At 52.5% G+C, this 21,238-nt stretch carries 17 protein-coding genes and 1 pseudogene; 15 read left to right on the top strand and 3 right to left on the bottom strand.

The annotated features are described in order from the left end of the window. The first annotated feature begins 33 nt into the window (after positions 1-33). The 11 genes from KZ483_RS26330 to KZ483_RS26280 all read left to right on the top strand — a co-directional run bounded on the left by KZ483_RS26330 (position 34) and on the right by KZ483_RS26280 (position 14,598). Entirely contained in the window at positions 34-924 is an 891-nt protein-coding gene (locus tag KZ483_RS26330) for a phosphoribosylaminoimidazolesuccinocarboxamide synthase (RefSeq protein ID WP_220350464.1), read from the top strand. A gap of 353 nt (positions 925-1,277) precedes the next feature. Next, positions 1,278-1,520 (top strand): phosphoribosylformylglycinamidine synthase subunit PurS, encoded by a 243-nt coding sequence (gene purS / locus KZ483_RS26325; protein ID WP_220350463.1) that lies wholly within the window; start codon positions 1,278-1,280, stop codon positions 1,518-1,520. 3 nt (positions 1,521-1,523) lie between these two features. Continuing rightward, a complete protein-coding gene (gene purQ, locus KZ483_RS26320) occupies positions 1,524-2,219 on the top strand; it encodes a phosphoribosylformylglycinamidine synthase subunit PurQ (protein ID WP_220350462.1) in 696 nt (231 codons plus the stop codon). Next, positions 2,197-4,440 (top strand): phosphoribosylformylglycinamidine synthase subunit PurL, encoded by a 2,244-nt coding sequence (gene purL / locus KZ483_RS26315; RefSeq protein WP_220350461.1) that lies wholly within the window; start codon positions 2,197-2,199, stop codon positions 4,438-4,440. The genes purQ and purL overlap by 23 nt, the downstream gene beginning before the upstream one ends. Next, entirely contained in the window at positions 4,425-5,903 is a 1,479-nt protein-coding gene (gene purF / locus KZ483_RS26310; RefSeq protein ID WP_220350460.1) for an amidophosphoribosyltransferase, read from the top strand. Before purL ends, purF begins: the two co-directional genes overlap by 16 nt. A 217-nt stretch (positions 5,904-6,120) precedes the next feature. Next, positions 6,121-7,164 carry a phosphoribosylformylglycinamidine cyclo-ligase gene (gene purM, locus KZ483_RS26305; RefSeq protein ID WP_220350459.1) on the top strand — a complete coding sequence of 348 codons (1,044 nt, stop codon included), beginning with the start codon at positions 6,121-6,123 and terminating at the stop codon, positions 7,162-7,164. Further along, positions 7,164-7,781 (top strand): phosphoribosylglycinamide formyltransferase, encoded by a 618-nt coding sequence (gene purN / locus KZ483_RS26300; RefSeq protein ID WP_220350458.1) that lies wholly within the window; start codon positions 7,164-7,166, stop codon positions 7,779-7,781. The genes purM and purN overlap by 1 nt, the downstream gene beginning before the upstream one ends. A 223-nt stretch (positions 7,782-8,004) precedes the next feature. Beyond that, positions 8,005-9,552, top strand: a complete 1,548-nt coding sequence (gene purH / locus KZ483_RS26295) for a bifunctional phosphoribosylaminoimidazolecarboxamide formyltransferase/IMP cyclohydrolase (RefSeq protein WP_220350457.1) — start codon at positions 8,005-8,007, stop codon at positions 9,550-9,552. A gap of 63 nt (positions 9,553-9,615) precedes the next feature. Continuing rightward, positions 9,616-10,884, top strand: coding sequence for a phosphoribosylamine--glycine ligase (gene purD, locus KZ483_RS26290; protein WP_220350456.1), 1,269 nt, complete (start codon positions 9,616-9,618; stop codon positions 10,882-10,884). 368 nt (positions 10,885-11,252) lie between these two features. Next, on the top strand, positions 11,253-13,079 hold the full coding sequence (locus KZ483_RS26285) for a sensor histidine kinase (RefSeq protein WP_220350455.1): 1,827 nt from the start codon (positions 11,253-11,255) through the stop codon (positions 13,077-13,079). After that, the gene (locus KZ483_RS26280; RefSeq protein WP_220350454.1) at positions 13,072-14,598 is read left to right on the top strand and encodes a response regulator transcription factor; all 1,527 of its coding nucleotides are present in this window, start codon (positions 13,072-13,074) and stop codon (positions 14,596-14,598) included. Before KZ483_RS26285 ends, KZ483_RS26280 begins: the two co-directional genes overlap by 8 nt. A 79-nt stretch (positions 14,599-14,677) precedes the next feature. Here the strand turns inward: KZ483_RS26280 and KZ483_RS26275 are convergent, their stop codons facing one another. Then, positions 14,678-15,307, bottom strand: coding sequence for a hypothetical protein (locus tag KZ483_RS26275; protein ID WP_220350453.1), 630 nt, complete (start codon positions 15,305-15,307; stop codon positions 14,678-14,680). A gap of 338 nt (positions 15,308-15,645) precedes the next feature. On the opposite strand from KZ483_RS26275, the gene KZ483_RS26270 reads away from it, so the two are divergent. The 4 genes from KZ483_RS26270 to KZ483_RS26255 all read left to right on the top strand — a co-directional run bounded on the left by KZ483_RS26270 (position 15,646) and on the right by KZ483_RS26255 (position 19,980). Then, positions 15,646-17,145 (top strand): ABC transporter substrate-binding protein, encoded by a 1,500-nt coding sequence (locus KZ483_RS26270; protein ID WP_220350452.1) that lies wholly within the window; start codon positions 15,646-15,648, stop codon positions 17,143-17,145. Positions 17,146-17,215: 70 nt separating this feature from the next. Then, the gene (locus KZ483_RS26265; RefSeq protein ID WP_220350451.1) at positions 17,216-18,154 is read left to right on the top strand and encodes an ABC transporter permease; all 939 of its coding nucleotides are present in this window, start codon (positions 17,216-17,218) and stop codon (positions 18,152-18,154) included. A gap of 19 nt (positions 18,155-18,173) precedes the next feature. After that, positions 18,174-19,091 (top strand): carbohydrate ABC transporter permease, encoded by a 918-nt coding sequence (locus tag KZ483_RS26260; protein ID WP_220350450.1) that lies wholly within the window; start codon positions 18,174-18,176, stop codon positions 19,089-19,091. A 124-nt stretch (positions 19,092-19,215) separates the two neighbouring features. Then, the gene (locus tag KZ483_RS26255) at positions 19,216-19,980 is read left to right on the top strand and encodes an AAA family ATPase (RefSeq protein ID WP_220350449.1); all 765 of its coding nucleotides are present in this window, start codon (positions 19,216-19,218) and stop codon (positions 19,978-19,980) included. Between the two features lie 6 nt (positions 19,981-19,986). Here the strand turns inward: KZ483_RS26255 and KZ483_RS26250 are convergent, their stop codons facing one another. Then, positions 19,987-20,619: a ThuA domain-containing protein gene (locus KZ483_RS26250; RefSeq protein ID WP_220350448.1), complete on the bottom strand. Its 633-nt coding sequence runs from the start codon at positions 20,617-20,619 to the stop codon at positions 19,987-19,989. 65 nt (positions 20,620-20,684) lie between these two features. After that, positions 20,685-21,236 (bottom strand): annotated as a pseudogene (locus KZ483_RS26245) (cyclase family protein); the annotation flags it as partial. Positions 21,237-21,238 lie beyond the last annotated feature (2 nt).

Here is a 21,238-nt window from a genome sequence, read left to right as displayed (position 1 = left end):
CATCTGCGGTGGCAGTGACAAGGGAGAGAGAAGATGACTGCACAAGCATTGTCGACTGCTGTTGATTACGTAAAGGCTCCGCTGCTTTATAAAGGAAAGGTGCGCGAGCTTTACGATCTCGGCGAGCATTACCTGATCGTCGTTACGGACCGCATCAGCGCGTTTGATTATGTTCTTGATCCGGCGGTACCGGAGAAAGGCAACGTGCTTAACCGTCTGTCGGCGTTCTGGTTTGAGCAAACGGCTGCAATTCAGACCAATCATGTCGTTCACACCGATGTGGCCAGACTTGGCGATCTAATTACAGAACCGGAGCTCTTGAAGAACCGGATCATGGTAACGAAAAAAGCGGAGCGAATCGACATCGAATGTGTAGTGAGAGGCTATATCACGGGCAGTGGTTGGAGACAATATGTGCAAACATCTGCAATCAACGGAATCAAGCTGCCCGCCGGCTTGCGCAAAAACGAGCGTTTCGAGCAGCCGCTGTTTACGCCTGCAGCCAAGAACGATGTCGGCCACGACGAAGACATTCCATTCGAGCGCATGCAGGAGCTGGTTGGAGCAGAGCTGGCCCTGGAGCTGCGCGAACACAGCATAAAGCTGTACGAGTTCGCCCGTGCATACTGCGAAGAGCGCGGCATTATTCTTGCTGATTGTAAATTCGAATTCGGACTTATCGATGGTAAAGTCATATTGATCGACGAGATCTTCACACCGGATTCTTCCCGTTTCTGGGCGGAAGAAAACTATGCATACGACATCGAAATCGACAGCATGGATAAAGAACCTGTGCGAGTATATCTGCTCGGCTCCGACTGGGATAAGAACAGCAAGCCCGACCCGCTGCCGCAGCATGTTGTCGATGAAACGACTCGCCGCTATGTTGACATCTACGAACGCCTGACCGGTGCCTCCCTATAGGAGCTGGCCTTTCCTACAATAAAACGCGGGGTAAGCAAAGATGCCCCGCACCTTATAAAACCGCGAGCTGCATATAGTCAGCGAGCGACTTTACTGCAACAGTGAGCTTTAGAAAAATGTTTCCACCGGAAAAATGAAAAGCTAATAGCGGAATGTCCGCCGGAGAGCGAAGCGATCGCCTTTGAAGCCGGGAAACAACATGTAATCGTTGTTCAAGTTTCCCGGGTTCAACAGCTAAAAGTTTTCGTAAGAAAACTCGCTTCGGAGCATCCGCTCAGGCGGACATTACCCGCGGTTTGCGGAATCTCATTTTCCACCCGATCCCCAAACATGTTCAGGAGGCGAACCACCCCATGAAAGCAACGGTTTACGTGACAATCAAGCAAAACGTGCTCGACCCGCAAGGCAGCGCCGTACAAGGCGCCCTGCACTCAATGGGTTTTGATGATGTGGGCAAAGTCAGGATCGGCAAATATTTGGAACTGGACCTGAACACAAGCGACCGCGCCCAAGCGGAAACCCGTTTGAAAGAAATGTGCGAGAAGCTGCTGGCCAACACGGTTATCGAAGATTACCGCTTCGAATTGGAGGGATAAACGATGAAGTTCGCTGTACTCGTTTTTCCAGGCTCGAACTGCGATATCGACTGCTATAAAGCGGTTGAAGACACAATCGGTCAAGAAGTCGATTACGTATGGCACACGACGACGGATCTGTCCGGCTATGACGCGATTCTGGTGCCCGGCGGTTTCTCCTACGGAGATTACCTGCGCTGCGGCGCAATCGCCAGGTTCGCTCCGGTCATGAACGAAGTGAAAAAAGCCGCTGAAGCCGGAAAGTTTGTACTTGGAATCTGCAACGGGTTCCAAATTCTGACGGAAGCGGGACTGCTGCCAGGGGCGCTTCGCCGCAACAGCGGTATGAAATTCCGCTGCCATTCGGCACTGCTTGAAGTTGTGAGCAACGAAACAGCGTTCACGAACCAGTACTCGAAGGGCGAACTGATCGACATTCCGATCGCTCACGGCGAAGGCAACTATTACTGCGACGATGCCACGCTCGCTCAATTGAAAGCAAACAATCAAATCGTGTTCCGTTATAAAGCGGGAGCAAATCCGAACGGATCGGTCGAAGACATCGCAGGGATCTGCAACGAACGCGGCAATGTCGTTGGTATGATGCCGCATCCCGAGCGTGCTGTCCATCAGCTGCTCGGCTCGGAAGACGGCAAACGGATGTTTACATCGATCTTGAATGCATGGAGGGAACAGAATGGCGCAGCAGTTAACAGCTAAGGAACCGACGCCTGAGCAAATCGCGAGTCAGCAGGTTTACAAGCAGATGGGCGTAACGGACAGCGAATACGAGCTTATTTGCGGTTTTCTGGGCCGCAAGCCGAACTACACCGAAATCGGCGTATTCAGCGTCATGTGGTCCGAGCACTGCTCGTACAAGAATTCCAAGCCTATTCTGAAGAAGTTTCCCGTTACCGGACCTCGCGTTCTGATGGGACCGGGCGAAGGCGCCGGTATAGTCGATATCGGCGATAATCAGGCGGTTGTATTCAAAATCGAATCGCATAACCATCCGTCGGCGATTGAGCCATACCAAGGCGCCGCGACGGGCGTAGGCGGCATAATCCGCGATATTTTTTCGATGGGAGCGCGTCCTGTTGCACTGCTGAACAGCCTGCGTTTCGGCCGCTTGGAGAATGAGCGCGTAAAATATATTTTTGAACACGTCGTCAGTGGTATCGCGGGGTATGGTAACTGTATCGGTATCCCGACGGTTGCGGGCGAAGTAATGTTCGACGAAAGCTATGAGGGAAATCCGCTCGTTAATGCGATGTGCGTAGGCCTCATCGATCACGATAAAATTCAGCGCGGCGTCGCTAAAGGCGTCGGCAACCCGGTCTTCTACGTTGGCCCGGCGACAGGCCGGGACGGTATCCACGGTGCGACGTTTGCATCGGAGGAGTTGACTGCCGAATCCGAAGCCAAGCGCCCTGCGGTACAGGTCGGCGATCCGTTCATGGAAAAGCTGGTCATGGAAGCGACGCTCGAGCTGATCGATTCCGGCATCGTCCTCGGCATCCAGGACATGGGCGCGGCGGGCCTTACCTGCTCCAGCGCTGAGATGGCGTCCAAGGCGGGCAACGGTCTTGAGCTGTATCTCGACGAAGTGCCTCAGCGTGAAGCGGGCATGACTCCATATGAAATGATGCTCTCCGAATCGCAGGAGCGGATGCTGTTCGTCGTTGAACCGCAGCATGAAGCGCAGGCGAAGGAAATTTTCGACCGTTGGGGAATCATATGTGCTAAGGTCGGTAAAGTAACCGACGATGGCCGCCTGCGTCTGTTCCATCAAGGCCGGGAAGTGGCGGATATGCCGGTAAAAGCTCTCGTTGACGAGTGCCCGGTTTACAATAAACCGTCGAAAGAGCCGGCATACTATGAACAGAATGCCAAGATCGATACGACGGCTTATCCGGAAGTAACGGATTTGACGGATGCGCTTAAGAAAGTACTGGCTTCTCCAACAGTTGCAAGCAAAGAATGGGTATATAATCAATATGACTATATGGTTCGCACGAGTACGGCGGTACAGCCGGGTTCAGATGCTGCAGTCGTAACGATTCGGGGCTCGCGCAAAGCGCTTGCGATGACCACTGACTGTAACGGTCGTTATGTTTATCTGGATCCCGAGGTTGGCGGCCGCATCGCGGTGGCGGAAGCGGCGCGCAATATCGTTTGCTCCGGCGCAGAGCCTCTGGCGATTACGGATAACCTGAACTTCGGCAATCCCGAGAAGCCGGAAGTATTCTGGCAGCTCGAGAAGTCGGCGGACGGCATGTCCGAAGCCTGCCGTGTTCTGGATACGCCTGTTATCGGCGGTAATGTCAGCTTGTATAACGAGAACGCGAAGGGCGCCATTTACCCGACGCCTGTTATCGGTATGGTGGGTCTGGTTCAGGATACGGACCATATTACGTCTCAAGGCTTTAAAGCCGAGGGCGATGTCATCATTCTGCTCGGCGAGACGAAGCATGAATTCGGCGGCAGCGAGCTGCAGTACGTACTTCAAGGCCGCACGGAAGGCCGTCCGCCGCAGATTGATTTGGCAACAGAGAAAAAACTGCTGAATACCGTGCTTGGCGCCATACGGCAAGGACTTGTCGCCTCCGCGCATGACTTGTCAGAGGGCGGACTGGCGGTAGCCTTGGCGGAATCCTGCATCAGCGGTAAGCTCGGCGCGGAAGTGAACGTGGCGACCGAGCTGCGTGCAGATGCAGCGCTGTTCAGCGAATCACAATCGCGTATTCTACTGTCGGCTAAATCGGACCAAGCTTCGAGGCTGATGGCATATTTGACGGAGCAAGGCGTACCGAACGTGCAACTCGGCGTCGTACGCGGCAGCGGACTGATCATCAACATCAACGGCAAACCGGGCGTTAACGCGTCGGTTGAGCAACTGGAGAAGGTCTGGAAGGATGCGATTCCATGTCTGATGAAGTGAAGCAGCTTCCCAAGCTGTGGACGGGCGCTCACTACAATGAGGGTATAGGGCGGGACGACATTTTCGACAAATTGCGTGAGGAGTGCGGCGTATTCGGGGTGTTCGGCATCCGGGATGCATCGTCTCTGGGTTACTACGGCCTGCACGCGCTGCAGCACAGGGGCGAAGAAAGCTCCGGAATGTGCGCGGTTGACTCCAAGAACGACGGGAAGTTCACTTATCACCGGGGTATGGGTCTTGTGAAGGAAGTGTTTGACAAGGACCGGCTTGATACGCTGCAGGGCGACCGTATAATCGGGCATGTCCGCTACTCGACAGCAGGCGAGAGCAAGCTTGCCAACGCTCAGCCGCTTGTTTTCAAGTACCGTGACGGCGATCTGGCGGTCGCAACGAACGGCAACATTGTTAATGCGCCTTCCATTCGGAAGGAGCTTGAGAACCAGGGCTCTATCTTTCAAACGACAAGCGACACCGAGGTTATCGCCCACCTGATCGCGCGGTCCAGCAAAGATTTTGTAACTGCGGCCAAAGAGGCGCTGCAGCGTATTATCGGAGGGTTCGCTTTTCTTATTATGACGAACAACAAGATGCTTGTCGCTTCCGACCCGCATGGCCTGCGGCCGCTGGTTATGGGCAAGCTTGACGGCGGCTATGTATTCGCGTCCGAGACATGCGCGCTCGAAACGTGCGGCGCCGTGTACGAGCGGGACGTTCAGCCAGGCGAGCTGCTTATTCTCGATAGCGACGGTCTTCGGGTCGACCGTTTCGAGATGATGGAGCGCCGCGCGACGTGCGCGATGGAATATATTTATTTTGCAAGACCGGACAGCGACATTAATGGCATTAACCTTCATTCCGCACGCAAAAGGATGGGGCAGAAGCTGGCGCTGGAATCCTTCGTCGATGCGGATGTGGTAACCGGCGTTCCCGACTCGAGTATTTCCGCGGCGATCGGTTACGCCGAGCAGACGGGCATTCCATACGAGCTTGGACTGATCAAGAACAAGTATACAGGTCGTACGTTCATCCAGCCTTCTCAGGAGCTGCGCGAGAAAGGCGTCAAGATGAAGCTGTCGGCCGTCCGCAAGGTGGTCGAGGGCAAACGCGTTGTCATGATCGACGACTCCATCGTGCGCGGCACGACGTCTCTGCGGATCGTCAACCTGCTTCGTGAAGCCGGCGCGACTGAGGTGCATGTTCGGATTACTTCGCCTCCATTTGCCAATCCTTGCTATTATGGAATCGATACGCCGGACCGCAAAGAACTGATTGCCTCTCAGAAGACGGTCGAAGAGATCCGGGCAGCCATTAATGCGGATTCGCTCTATTTTCTAAGTGAAGAAGGACTGATCGAAGCGGTTGGCCCTAACGAAGGCAAGAATGGCGGGATGTGCATGGCCTGCTTCAATAACGACTACCCGACGCCGGTCGATCCGACGTCTGAGAAGAGCTGCAGCTGCTAGTTTAGCGTTTCCTTCGAAAACGCCTAAAGCCTATGCTTACGGTGCAGCGTTTTCTTCGAAAACGCCAAAGCTTATGCTTACGGTGCGGCGTTTTCTTCGAAAACGCCAAAGCTTATGCTTACGATGCAGCGTTTTCTCTGAAAACACAAGCTTATGCTTACGAAGCAGCGTTTTCGGAGAAAACGCCTTAATAATTATCGTTTAAGGAGTGACCCAAGTGGCAGAAGCGTATAAACAAGCCGGAGTCGATATAGCGGCGGGAAACGAAGCGGTCGAACGAATGAAGAAGCACGTGAAAAAAACGTTCCGGCCGGAAGTTTTGACCGATTTGGGCGGCTTCGGCGCGCTGTTCGGACTGAACAAAGACAAGTACGAAGAACCGGTTCTTGTCTCGGGCACCGACGGTGTCGGCACGAAGCTGAAAATCGCATTTGCCATGGATAAACACGATACCATCGGTATTGACGCGGTTGCCATGTGTGTGAACGACATCGTCGTTCAAGGTGCGGAGCCGCTGTTCTTCCTGGATTATCTGGCTTGCGGCAAAGTGGTCCCCGAGAAAATCGAAGCGATTGTCAAAGGAATCTCGGATGGCTGCCTGCAGTCCGGCTGCGCGCTGATCGGCGGCGAAACGGCGGAAATGCCCGGGATGTATCAAAGCGATGAATACGATATAGCTGGATTTACCGTAGGTATCGTTGATAAAAAGAAGATTATCGACGGTTCAACGATTGCACCGGGAGATGTGGTCCTCGGGCTTGCGTCGAGCGGAATCCACAGCAATGGTTTCTCGCTTGTTCGGCGGCTGCTGCTGGAGAGCGGCGGATATAGCCTGAACGACACGCTTGCCGAGCTGGAAGGCAAGAAGCTTGGCGACGTCGTACTGGAGCCTACGCGCATTTATGTAAAGTCGGCGCTCGAGCTGATCAAACGGGTAACGGTCAAAGGTATGGCGCACATTACCGGAGGCGGCTTTATAGAGAACATACCGCGCGTGCTGCCGGAAGGAGTAAACGTCAATGTGGAATACGGCTCCTGGCCGATCCAGCCTATTTTCAAGCTGATGCAGGAAAAAGGCAGCATTACAAACCGTGACATGTTTACAACATTCAACATGGGTGTAGGCATGATCGTCGTCGTCTCTGCCGATCAAGCGGAGGAAGCGCTGCGCATAGCCCAAGAGCTTGGGGAAGATGCGTACAGGATCGGCAGCGTGACAGAAGGAAGCCGCATCGTAACCTTTACGGGAGCGGATGTGTAATGGCGGGTTTACGTATGGCCGTGTTTGCATCGGGGCAGGGAACCAATTTCCAAGCTCTTGCTGATGCGGCAAAACAAGCACGGCTCGACGGCGCAAGCCTCGAGCTTCTTGTTTGTGACAAGCCGGAAGCGCCGGTCGTGGAGCGCGCGCGGAAGTCGGGAATTGATACGATGTTGTTCCGTCCGAAGGAGTATTCTTCACGGGAAGCATACGAGATGGAGATTCTAGCCGAGCTTGCGCGGCGCGGCATCGAGTTAATTGTGCTTGCAGGCTATATGCGGATCCTTACGCCCGTTCTTGTCGAGCCTTATTACGGGCGGATGATAAATGTGCATCCTGCACTTCTGCCTTCGTTCCCGGGGATTAACGGGATTAAGCAGGCGCTGGACTACGGCGTGAAGGTAACGGGGGTCACGGTTCATTTTGTGGACGGCGGCCTGGACAGCGGGCCGATTATTGCACAGCGCACGGTTGAGGTGCTGGACGGCGACACGGAAGCGACGCTTGCGCCGCGCATTCATGCGGCGGAAAAAGAGCTGCTCCCTTGGGTCGTTCAGCGCATCGCCGCGGGCAAAGTTACGATTAACGGCAGGCATGTTACGGTAACAGCAGGTTAAGAAGCAGCCAGCATCCCGGTTAGTTGTAATGCAGATAGCAGAAATAGTGTCACTGACGTAACTACATGAGCGTTCTGTGTGATTTAAGGCACAGCTAACCTTAAGGGTATTAAATAGAACGCGGAACTTCTGGCTTGAGATTGCAGAGGTCGCGGATGTACTTATTCTTGGCACCAAGGCGGCGGGGGCAGAGCCGCATAACAACAATCGGGAGGTAAAACTTTTGGCTATTCGGAGAGCATTAATCAGTGTGTCGGACAAAACGGGCATAGTCGAGTTTTCAAGAGCGCTTGCGGGGCTTGGCGTGCAAATTATTTCGACCGGCGGAACGTCGAGTCTGCTTGAGAAAGAAGGCGTGCCGGTTGTCGGTATTTCCGACGTGACGGGATTTCCTGAAATTCTTGACGGCCGCGTAAAGACGCTGCATCCGGCGGTACATAGCGGGCTGCTTGCGGTGCGCGACGATGAAGAGCACCAGAAAGCGATGAACGAACTGGGACTGGACTATATCGACCTCGTTGTCGTTAACCTTTACCCATTCGCAGCAACGATTGCCAAACCGGACGTGACGTACGAGGACGCGATCGAAAACATCGATATCGGCGGTCCGACGATGCTTCGCTCGGCGGCGAAGAACCATGCATTCGTTACGGTTGTCGTGGACGCGGCCGACTACGGGACAGTCCTTGAAGAGGTGAAGGCGCAGGGCGATACGACGCTTGATACGCGCAAACGTCTGGCAGCCAAAGTATTCCGTCACACGGGAGCATATGACGCGCTGATTGGCGACTATTTATCAAAGCTCGGCGGCGAACCTCTGCCTGAGCGCTACACCGTCACATACGAGAAGGTGCAGGATCTCCGATATGGAGAGAACCCGCATCAGAAGGCGGCCTTCTACCGCAAGCCCCTTGCAGCAGAAGGCAATATTACAACTGCGAAGCAGCTGCACGGCAAAGAGCTGTCCTACAACAACATCAACGACGCGAACGCGGCGCTTGCCATTGTGAAGGAATTCAATGAGCCGGCCGTAGTTGCGGTTAAGCATATGAATCCTTGCGGCGTCGGCATCGGCAAAGACATCCATGAAGCGTACCAAAAAGCATACGCGGCGGACCCGACATCGATCTTCGGCGGCATCGTGGCGGCGAACCGGACGATAGGAGTCGAGACGGCGCAGCTGCTCGGCGAGATTTTTCTGGAAATTATAATCGCGCCGGACTTTACCCCTGAAGCGCTGGAGGTACTGACGAAGAAGAAAAACATCCGCCTGATGAAGCTTGGAGAGCTGCAAGCGGCAGCGGAGCGCAAGCCGGAATGGCTCGTAACAAGTGTTGACGGCGGCATGCTGGTACAGGAAAGCGACGTTCACAGCTTGTCTGCAGATGACATCAAAGTGGTGACGAACCGCAAGCCGACCGACGAGGAGCTCAAGCAGCTGCTTTTCGGCTGGAAGGTGGTCAAGCATGTGAAGTCGAACGCAATTCTGCTCGCAGCAGATAATATGACCGTCGGCGTGGGCGCAGGCCAGATGAACCGGGTAGGCGCTGCCCGCATTGCAATCGAGCAGGCGGGAGAGAAAGCGCAAGGCGCAGTGCTTGCATCCGATGCGTTCTTCCCGATGGGCGACACGCTCGAGCTTGCCGCGAAAGCCGGCATTACGGCTGTCATTCAGCCGGGCGGCTCGATCAAGGACGAGGAATCGATCGCGGTGGCCAATGCGAACAATATCGCGATGGTGCTGACGGGCGTCCGTCATTTTAAACATTAATAGAGGCTTCTGTGGTGAATGAAAAACAGGCTTTGTGCTCAGTGATTATGGGGAGGGTTTCCATTGCGGATTATGGTCATCGGCGGCGGCGGGCGCGAGCACGCCATCGTATGGGCGCTTAACAAAAGCGACAAAGTAAAGAAGATATACTGCGCTCCCGGCAATGCCGGTATCGCGGAGCTGGCGGAATGCGTGCCGATCCCGGTTAACCGGTTCTCGGATCTGATTCAGTTCACAATCGATCATGAGATCGATCTGGTCGTTGTCGGTCCGGACGATCCGCTTGCGGAAGGAATTGTCGATCCGTTCGAGGAGCAGGGTATTCCGATTTTCGGTCCCCGTAAGAATGCTGCTGAAATAGAAGGCAGCAAGATATTCATGAAAAACCTGCTCAAGAAGTACAGCATTCCGACGGCTAAATATGAGACGTTCACCGATTACGAATCGGCACTTGCTTACTTGCGCGAGCAATCCGCTCCAATCGTCGTCAAAGCGGATGGTCTTGCCGCAGGCAAGGGTGTTACGGTTGCGTATACGATCGAAGAGGCTGAGCAGGCGCTTCATAATATGATGGTTGGAAAAGTTTTCGGCGAGTCTGGGGGCAGTGTTGTAATCGAGGAGTTCCTTGAAGGGCAAGAAATGTCCATTCTGGCTTTTGTCGACGGTGAAACCGTCCGTGCCATGGTACCCGCACAGGACCATAAGCCGGTGTTCGACAACGACAAAGGACCGAACACCGGGGGTATGGGTACATACTCGCCGCTGCCGCACATCGATCCGGCACTTGTCGAAGACGCGATCGAGAACATCATCAAGCCGACTGCGAAAGCTATGGTAAGCGAAGGCCGGCCGTTCCGCGGCTTTCTGTTCGCGGGACTCATAATCACAAAGGATGGCGTGAAGACGATCGAATTCAACGCACGCCTGGGCGATCCGGAGACGCAGGTCGTTCTTCCGCGCCTCAAAACCGATCTCGTCGATATCATTTTGGCTGCGCTGAACGGCCGCCTCGACCAGCTGGACATCTCATGGAGCGATGAAGCGGCGGTATGCGTTATCGCCGCATCCGAAGGCTATCCGGCCTCGTATCCGAAAGGCCGGGTCATTACCGGCCTTGAAGCTGCCAAGGCACAGGGCGCGCTTGTATTCCATGCCGGTACGTCCGAGCAGGACGGTCAAATTGTTACCAATGGCGGACGGGTTCTCGGCATCGTCGGCCGCGGCCGTGATATCGCCGAAGCGCGTGCCAGAGCGTACGAAGCAGTATCGGCCATCCACTTCGATGGTATGCACTGCCGCACGGATATCGCCGCTAAAGCGCTTAAGGACTAGGCAGAGCAGGAACCACCAGTTCCCGTGTGGAACTCATGGAGTCAACCGAAGCGGACAAATGCGTAATTCGTTCTTAACACACAAGCCGTATCATCTCTCGTCTTGTGGTCATCATTTTTCTCTCGCGCCGCTGCCTGAAAACAGGCCGCGGCCTTTTTATTCTACTACTCGGCATGCACTAAATCCACGATCCACCTTCGAGGTATCCTCCGCCGGCATGTATCTTTATTTTAAACAAGGTTTCTTTGGATTTTCTCACTTTAATAATAGCCGTCCGGGAGTTAATATATGGGGACACACCAAATTACTCGCTCTAATCGGCATTCAGGCAGCGTACTCGCAGGCCGGATGTCGGGAAGGGGGCAGCTATGCCGCTCAGAAGAGTTTACCGGAATTATGTCAGCAACAATCTGTTCGTCAGGATGATTCTCATTTTCTCGGCAATTGCCGTGCTCACGATTGTAACGCTCTCCTATTTCACTTTTTATTTCATGTCCCAATCTATAGTCCAAAGCGAGCTCAACAACCAGAAGAACGCGATGGAAAGGGTCAATCGCTACATTAACGGCAAATACGAATCCGTACAATTAATGCTGCAAAATATTTATCGCGACCCGCAGCTTTCGGATAATGTGACCTACCTGCTGAAGCACTCCTTCCAGGATTACGTGAAGCACACGCTCGACCAATTCTCAAACAACGTCAACAGCTCCTCCGACGGGCTGGACTATTTCAGGAATATTATTGAGAATGACCCGGATATCGAGAATATCCTTCTGTACAGTGCGGAGAAGCAGTTCCTCTACGTGAACAGCCAACGCAATATATCCAAGCTGATCGATACGAATGCTTCCCGGTCATTCATCCCCGATGCTATGGCGCTCCAGAGCGGCAGCGTTTCGGTTCCCAATGAATGGGTACGCAAGGCCATCAAACAGCGGGAACCGAGGCTTTATTCTGTTCAAAGCGCCATTACCGACATAGGGACATTAAAAACCGTCGGGCAGCTCATTGTTTATTTCAATTCGGAACGAATTTCGAATGCGCTTTCAAGTTTTGTCAGCGATCTCCACGGTTATATACTTGTACTCGCATCGGACGGGCAGGTAGTTTTCGATTCCTCAGACAAGTATTACGGAAGTGTGTACCCGTATGCGGACAAGCTGAATACGTTAACCGGGTCGGGCAAGCTGGAGCAGGATTCATATATTTCAGTGCTGACGCCGAGCAATCTGGGCTATGTCGTGGTGGGAATCGCCCCGAAGCGGGAAGTCGCTGATTCCTACCGAACGCTGAAGAGGCTGATCATTATAATCAGCGCAGCTTGTATTCTAATAGCGGTCATTGTCCCTTCATTGTTTATCATTAATTACGCGAAACGGACGAATAAAATCATCCGCTCGATGCGGAAGGTGGAAACCGGCGATATGTCGGTACGGATCCAGGACTCGAAGGATGACGAGCTTGGACAAATATCCCGCGGCTTTAACAAAATGCTCGGCGAATTGACCCGTCATATCGACCGCGTCTATAAAGCGGAAATCAGGCAAAAGCATACGGAGCTTACTGCGCTGCAGGCCCGCATTAACCCGCATTTTCTGTATAACACGCTGGAAGTGATCCGAATGAGAGCCATCTCTCAAGGCATCACGGATGTAAGCGAGATGATTTACAGCCTGGCCGTCTTGTTTAAGAGCTTCGTCCAGCAGCGGACCGTCGTCACGCTCCGGGAGGAGACCGAGAACTGCCGCCGGTATTTGGAGCTGTTCCGCATCCGCTATAAGGACAAGTTCAGCTATCATATCGAATATGAGCCCGAGCTGGCCGACCGGAGGATAATAAAGATGTCGCTTCAGCCGATTGTCGAGAACTATATCATTCACGGAATACAGGCGGACAGGACGGATAATGTTATTTCCGTGCGTGCTGCCGAAGAAGAAGGAATAATCCGTATTGTGATATCCGATAATGGCACCGGCATCCCTCAGGATAAGCTGGATCGGATACTGCGTAGCTTTCACCTTCCCGAAACCGGCGGTGAGGAGAGCTCGCTTGGACTTCGCAGCGTACATGAAAGATTAAAGCTGATGTACGGGGAAAGCTGCGGCATAGAAGTGAAGAGCGAATCGTTAAAGGGTACCACGGTTATTATCTGGTTTCCAATCTCGGAAGAAGGAGAGAGCGGCGATGTATAAGACATTTCTTGTCGATGACGAACCTTTTATACTGGATGGGTTGTTCGATGCAGTCGACTGGTCTTTACACGAACTGGAAATCACCGGCCGCGCGGAGAACGGCAGGCAGGCGCTGGAGCTGCTGAGGGAAGTGCCCGCCGATATTCTCATCACAGACATTACGATGCCTCTCATGAACGGGCTCGAATTGATACGCGCCGCGCGCGAGTTCAAACCCGGCCTGAAGGTAATTATATTAAGCGGCTACAACGAATTCGATTATTTGAAGGAAGCCATGACGCTCGGAATTGAGAATTACCTGCTCAAACCGGTTAACTTTAAAGAGCTTAACGACACGCTTGCCAATACGATCATGAAGCTGAATGGTTCCGGGCTATACGGCGGGTATACCGAAGACGAGATCGATATATTGAGGGACAATATTTTATACCGTTGGATTACCGGGCGGATTGCTCCTGACGAGCTCGCAGGCAGAGTCCGTTTATTGGATATCCGGCTTGAAGGCTCCTATATGCTTGCGGCGATTATATGCCTGGATACGGACGGCGGCAGCGGCTTGCTGAAACCCGAGATCAAACAAAGGATTACACGAAGGGACAACGCGGTTTGTTTCTCGGATATAGAAGGGCGCAATGTCGTTGTATTTATGGCGGATTGTCCGCTGGAGTGCAAACGGGAGGCGCTTGATTTCCTGGCAAGCCTGCGGAAAGAAACGCCGTTCTTGTACCGCATCTCCTTGGGCACCGCTGAGCGGCTGGGGGAAGGTGAACGGCTAAGCTACGAACGGGCTCTAAGAGCGCAGGAATATTTTCTGATGCTCGGCCGCACGGACACCGCCGATGCTGAAACACTCCTTCCGGACTGGCGCGGTCAGCAGCCGCAGCTCCAAGTGGATTGGTCCGACTACGGCAGGCTGATGATGACGAAAGATAAAGCTGGGCTGTTAGGCCGGATAGAGGACGAGCTGCGGCGGATGCAGGTACAGGAGGGCGTTACGCCGGAGCTTCTCCGCGGTTTAGCCCTTGAGATCATGGTTTACCTGAAAATACAGCTCAAGGAGTTGAAGCGCTCTGAATCGTACGCCGGCAATCTGTACAAATCGCTATTCGAACAGGCTGCGAAAGCGATTGATATCGAACAGCTGATTGCCGCCGTTAAGAAGACGGCAGGCATGACGGTTGACGAATTGGTCCGGTCTGACAAAAGTCCGATTATTACTCAAATTTTGAACCATATTCAAATGAACTACCCGGAAGATATGTCGCTTAAATCACTCGGGCAGCAATATAATATTCATCCGGTTTATCTGGGTCAATTATTTCACAAGGAAACAAACGAGTCGTTCACCGATTATATCAATAAGTACCGGATTGAACGGGCAAAGAAGCTGCTGAGGGAGACGACCATGAAGGTCCAGGATATCGCCAAAGAGGTCGGCTATTGGGAAACGGGTTATTTCTATAAACAGTTCAAAAAATATGTAGGTATCTCGCCAACCGACTATAAAGGCTTTGGCTAAGTGTCCCAAGAATCGCTGAGGCTTAATAAAAGAAGGTGGGCAGGGCCCGCCTTCTTTCGATTAAAAAAATCAGAAAAGGTTACTGAACCTGTGTCGATACTCCCTGGTAGAAACGCAGCTGGGCAACTTTCAATCCGTTGTTATCGTAGTCCCAGTAATAATTTTCAAATCTGTCGTCGAACAGCGGGTAACGCTCCGGTTCTCCGTCGTTATCCGTATCCGCATAGACGTACAATAAATAGCCGGAACCGTTAACCCATGGGCTGGTGCCTGCCGTACGCGTTACCACCAATTTATCCTGGGAACAATAGGTATCGCCGGTATCGGGATCGGTTCCGCATGTATTGAAGGTTGCGCTGCCGCCCGGTTTACCCAAGGCGCGGACATAAACGGAATACTCGGTAGTTCCGTCGTTTTCAGGATCGGGGTTCGGCAGTTGATAAGCGGCTCCGTCCTCATCGGTACCGTTTGCATCGAGTACTTTGAATTCGCCTTCCTTCAGCCAAATTTTAGCATCTCCATACAAGGGAACAAATATTTTCGAGCCGCCGCTATTATCCATAGGCGCCTTTTTATTGTGAGGCACCCCGATAATATTCAGCGTATAATGGTCTCCGGACGGCAAGCCTGCGGCAGAAGCATTCGCAGCGAATGAAGCGGTTATCATAATGACAGCGGTTACAACAGCAAGCCATTTGCGTTTCATCATATTCCTCCTCGTTGTAAGAAATTTGTAATGGCCATTACATCTTTAAGATAGCACAGAAGCAAAGATATTTGGGCGAAATTCGCAAATATGGTTCTAAAGTTCCGGAAAGACACGAAATGAACAGCGGCAGCCGGGAAAATGGTATGGGCGCGCGGGTCTTTCGGGACTGGACCGATGCTCCCTCATTGGGCAGCTCTTTCACAAACCAGACGTTTATCTTTATTTTGAACATCATTTATTTAGTTTTTTCTCTATTTGTAAGTGTTTTCATAGGGTACTGTTAAGACAACGCCATTACGGATGGCAGAGAAGGCAGTATCAATTGGGAGGTATGACGGATGACAAGATCGAGAAGAGGCTTGGCGCTTGCCCTTGTGCTGATTATTTCTGTTGCGATGGTACTCGGCGCCTGCGGCAGCAAAAACGCGGATAACGGCGCCGGCGGGAAGACGGACACTACAGGAAACGCCGGAAAGTCGAATGAACCTGTCCAGTTGACCTGGTACACGATCGGCACGCCGCAGAAAGGCGTGGACAAAGTGATGGCAGAGGTAAGTAAATACACGGCTTCAAAAATCGGCGTCACCGTCAAAATGGTCATGCTGGACTGGGGCGATTACGACCAGAAAATGAAAGTATTAACCGCCTCCGGGACGCCGATGGATATTCTCTTCACCAGCTCGTGGGCGTTTGATTATGTCCAGAACGCAAGAAAAGGCGCGTTCGCGCCAATCAATGATCTGCTCAAGCAGTACGGTCAAGGCATCGTGAAGGCGCTTGACCCCGCGTTTCTCGAAGGCTCCAAAATCGATGGAAACAATTATGGCATTCCGGCCAATAAGGAGCTTCCGGCGCAGGAGGTATGGAGGTTCAACAAAAACCTCGTCGATAAATACAAGCTGGATATTAAAGGCGTGAAATCGCTTGAAAGCCTGGAGCCGCTGCTGAAGACGATTAAAGATAAAGAGCCGGATGTGATCCCGTTCGCGATCAACAAAGACTATATGCCTGTCGTGCCATACGACTATATTATCCAAAGCCTTCCGATGGCTGTAAGCCTGGACACGAAGGACTACAAGGTTGTCGACGTGCTGGAAACGCCGGAAATGAAGCAAGCGCTGAAGACGATGCACAGCTACTATAAAGCCGGCTACGTCTCGCCGGAGGCGGCGACCACGACCTCGCTTGACGACGTGCAGAAATCGGGCAATTGGTTCCTCGACCGCGCCGCGACCCAGCCGTTCGCGGACAACCTGTGGTCCCAAAGCTACGGGTATCCGATCGTCTCGACGCCGGCCAGCGACTCGGTCATATTCAATTGGTCGGTTATGGGATCCATGCAAGCGATCTCGGCAAACTCGAAGCATCCTGACAAAGCGATGCAGTTCCTGAACCTGCTCAACACCGATCCGGTTCTGCGCAACATGGTCGACTCCGGGATCGAGGGCGTACATTACAAGAAAACCGGGGCAAACCGGATGGAGAATCTGCCGGAAGCCAAAAACTACGATATGCCGACATTCTCGCTCGGGAATATCATGCTGACTTACTTGAATCCAGGCGATCCCGACGATAAATGGGAGCAGTTCAAGAAATTCAATGCGGAAGGCAAGCCGGCGCCGACGCTTGGCTTTAATTTCGACAGCTCGAAGGTGACAGGCGAGCTCGCCGCCGTTCAGAACGTAAAAGGAGAGTTCTGGCCTGCTCTGATGACGGGAACTGTGGATCCTGACGAATACCTTCCCAAAGCGATCGAGAAGTTCAAGGCGGCAGGTCTTGACAAGATCATCGCGGAAGCGCAGCGTCAGCTCGATGAATGGAGAGCGTCGAAGAAATAAACATTTCGGGGAAGCGGGGGAGGGGTGTATATGCCCTTCTCCTTAACCTTCGGAAGGGAGAGGACCTGCAATGAACATGCCTGGGCGCTTGTTGAAGGATATAGTGAAGAATAAAGCCATGCTCTTCATGGTGCTTCCCGGAACGGTATGGTTCCTTATCTTTTCCTATTTGCCGATGGCGGGGACCGTTATCGCCTTCAAAGAATACCGGTACAGTCAGGACGGATTTCTGGCGAGCATATTGGACAGCAGATGGGTCGGGCTGGATAACTTCAAATTTCTGTTCAGCACCGACGACGCGTATGTGATTACACGCAATACCGTTCTCTATAATGTCGCGTTTATCGTCCTGGGGTTGGTATTATCCGTGGCTCTGGCTGTCATCCTGGTCGAAATCGTCAACAAGCGGTTGTCGAAATTGTATCAAACGGCCATTTTCATGCCATATTTTCTATCCTGGGTCATCGTCGGTTATTTCGTCTTCAGCTTCCTTAGTATGGACAAGGGACTGCTGAACCAGATTCTGGCTTATTTCGGCGTCGAGCGGATCAACTGGTATGCCAGCCCGGGGTATTGGCCGTATATCCTTATTTTCGTAAACATGTGGAAGCTGGTAGGCTACAGCAGCGTCGTTTACTTGGCGGCCATCATGGGGATAGACAAGTCTTTGTACGAAGCGGCCATGATCGATGGTGCAAGCAAATGGAATCAGATCCGTCATATTACGATTCCGATGCTTGTCCCGCTGATGACGATATTGACCTTGCTTGCGATCGGCAGGATATTCTACGCGGATTTCGGGTTGTTCTACCAGGTTCCGCGCGATTCGGGCATGCTCTATTCGATGACAAATGTTATTGACACCTACGTCTACCGCGGACTGAAAACAACCGGTGAGATGGGCATGACCACGGCGGCCGGCTTATACCAATCGTTAGTCGGATTCGTGCTGGTCATTACGTCCAACTACGTCGTACGAAGATTCAACAAAGATAACGCATTGTTTTGAGAGGAGAGGAGGAGCAGTCATGCCGAGGACCAAAACCAGAACCCGCGATTTCCAGCGGTTGTCTCCGGTGTCGAATGTCGTATTCAATGTCATCGCGGCATCGTTCGCGTTCATCTGCGTCTTTCCCTTTCTGTTCGTCTTGATTATCTCTTTTACGGATGAAAGGACGCTCGCCAGGAACGGCTACAGGATCATCCCGAAACAATGGAGCCTCGATGCTTATCGCTATATCGCGGAAGCGGGGGATTCCATGCTGCGGTCTTATGGCGTAACGATCTTCGTCACGGTCATGGGCACGATTCTCAGCTTGATTTTCATCACGCTGTACGCCTATGCGATTTCCCGCAAAAATTTCAAGTACCGCCGATTTTTCAGCTTTCTGGCTTTCTTTACGATGCTTTTTAACGGCGGTCTGGTGCCGACTTATATCGTCGTTACTCAGCTTCTCCACCTGCAGAACAACATATGGGCGCTTATACTGCCGATGACGGTCAACGCCTTCTACATCCTGATCATGCGCACGTTCTTCATCACGATGGTCCCGGATGCCATCATCGAGTCGGGGCGAATAGACGGAGCGGGGGAGTTCCAGACCTTCATCCGCCTTGTGCTTCCGCTGTCTCTGCCTGGTCTTGCGACAATTGCGCTGTTCAACACGCTGGGTTATTGGAACGATTGGTTCAATGCGCTCCTCTATATCGACGATCCCAATCTGGTACCGCTGCAATCGATGCTTATGAGAATTGAAAGCAGCATGCAGTTCATTATGCAGAACTCCAGCAACGCGTCCTTGAATGCAGGCATTATTCAGAAAATGCCGCAGGAAACGTCCCGCATGGCAATGGTCGTGCTGGCAACCGGTCCGATCATCCTGGCTTACCCGTTCTTCCAGCGATATTTCGTTCAAGGCCTGACTATAGGCGCTGTGAAGGAGTGAACGGTTAAAGGCGCTCGAATCCATACTTTTCATGAAGCTCATCCAGTTTTGGATGAGCTATTTTGTTGTCATGCCGGGACAAGGCTATAATAAAACTATCCGGAATAAAGGGGATTAACTTAAGATGAGCCATTTTAATCCTACATCATACATAAGGTCCGTAGAGCTGCTGAGGAACGATGTTCCCGATTTCGACCGATATCCATTTAATCTGGGCTCAATTCGCGAAATGGACACCCTTCCTCTTCATCCGAAAGTTACTTACATCGTAGGGGAGAACGGTGCGGGCAAGTCCACTTTTCTGGAAGCGCTGGCGGTTGCTTGGGGTTTCAATCCCGAAGGCGGAAGTCTGAATTTCTCATTTTCCACCTTTGCCTCTCATTCCGAGCTCCACCAATATCTCCGCTTAGTGCGTGGTATACGTAAACCGAAGGACGGTTTTTTCTTCCGTGCCGAAAGCTACTATAATCTTGCCAGCAATATTGAGGAATTGGACCGGGACCCATCATCAGGTTCCAAAATAATCGACAGCTTCGGAGGCCGCTCTCTTCATGAGCAATCTCACGGGGAATCCTTCTTTGCTGCATTCATGAACCGCTTAAGGGGCAACGGACTGTATATGATGGACGAGCCAGAGGCCGCGCTCTCCCCATTTCGTCAGCTGTCCATGTTATCAAGGGTCCATGAACTTGTCTTAAAGCACTCGCAATTTATTATTTCCACACACTCGCCTATTCTTATGGCATATCCCGATGCCATCATCTATCAGTTTTCTTCAAATGGGATTGAAGCGGTCACGTTGGAGGAAACGGAGCATTTTACTCTGACGCGGCAATTTTTAAATAACCGGCACCGGATGCTGAAGGAGCTCTTTCGGGACGAAGAATAGCCAACATCAATGCCCGCTGGCCAAGCGAACGCTGTTTAGTATGAGCCGTTTGATAGCATCTGATCTGAAAGCATTGGCAGAGTGACCAGGATGCAGGTAGACCACCTTACCTAAACCATAATTGTGTTCCCACGCAGATGGCCATCTTTCCCCGTTGTATTCGTATTCGAGAAATACCGTACGGGGTGTGAACGGATCGAATTCAAACTGGTACGGTTCCTCATCGATGCTGAAGTCTTCCACCCCTTGAAGCAGCGGATGCTCCTTCATTGTTCGATAAAAGTGCAGCGATTGGTAAGGGGGGTGAGTGACAAACCTGGCACCCATCACCTGCAGCAGCTCGTAGCTGCCTGCCAACGAGATACCGTTATGAATGGCAAGCAAACCACCACCGCCCGCCACGAATTTCAGCAAACCGGCAATTTGCTCCGACGTAAGAGCTCGTGTCCAGATATCCGCATAAGAGATGCAAGCCGCATACTGAATGGTATCAAGAGACGATAAGTCATCATAATTCTTCGTTACCGTCAATTGAAATTCCCCTGCCAAAATCTGTTCTAACTCCTGCCGCACAGGCTCGAGAGGATGCCAGGCTCCCGAGTGATCGTCACCAATTAATAAAATGTGTTTTTCAGTCATTATAGTCAACTCCTCAAACTAACAGCGATGAAGGGAGTGGCTGGAGGGCCGGCTGATGTATATGCTTATTCCTCCACTATGGCGACCGGACGGGCCCAACCTCCGCTTGCTTTTTCCACTTTCACCGGAAAGCAGCAGACTTTAAAGCCGAATGGCCGTGGAATTTGGTCCAAATTGGCCAGCTTCTCGATCTGGCAGTATTCGTGGTCCTTCCCGACAAAGTGCGCGGCCCATAGGACGTCATCCCGCGGGTCTTGTCTGTATGATTCGGCTTGCAGGTTGAGCGGTATATCCCAGCCCCAGCCATCGGTTCCGACCACCTTGATGCCCTGATTCAGCAGCCAGCGCGTCGCTTCGGCCGACACCCCTGCGTGAAGGAACGCATAATGTTCATGGTAAAGCCGCTTGTCCGCATCGCACCGGATGAGAACAATATCAAACGGTTTGAGCGTGTATCCGATCCGCCCCAGCTCGGCGATAAGGTCATCCGTTGTGATCTCGTAACCTGGCGGCTTTGCGCTGAAATCGAGCAGCACACCGTCGGAATAAAACCATTCGAGCGGGAGCTCGTCTATCGTTAGTGCCGGCTGCCCTTCCGAAGTCGGCCAGTAGTGCCATC

The sequence above is a fragment of the Paenibacillus sp. sptzw28 genome, from assembly GCF_019550795.1.
Taxonomy (GTDB): Bacteria; Bacillota; Bacilli; order Paenibacillales; family Paenibacillaceae; genus Paenibacillus_Z.
Note: the sequence above shows the minus strand (reverse complement) of the source record. Positions and strands in the feature narration are given on the sequence as shown.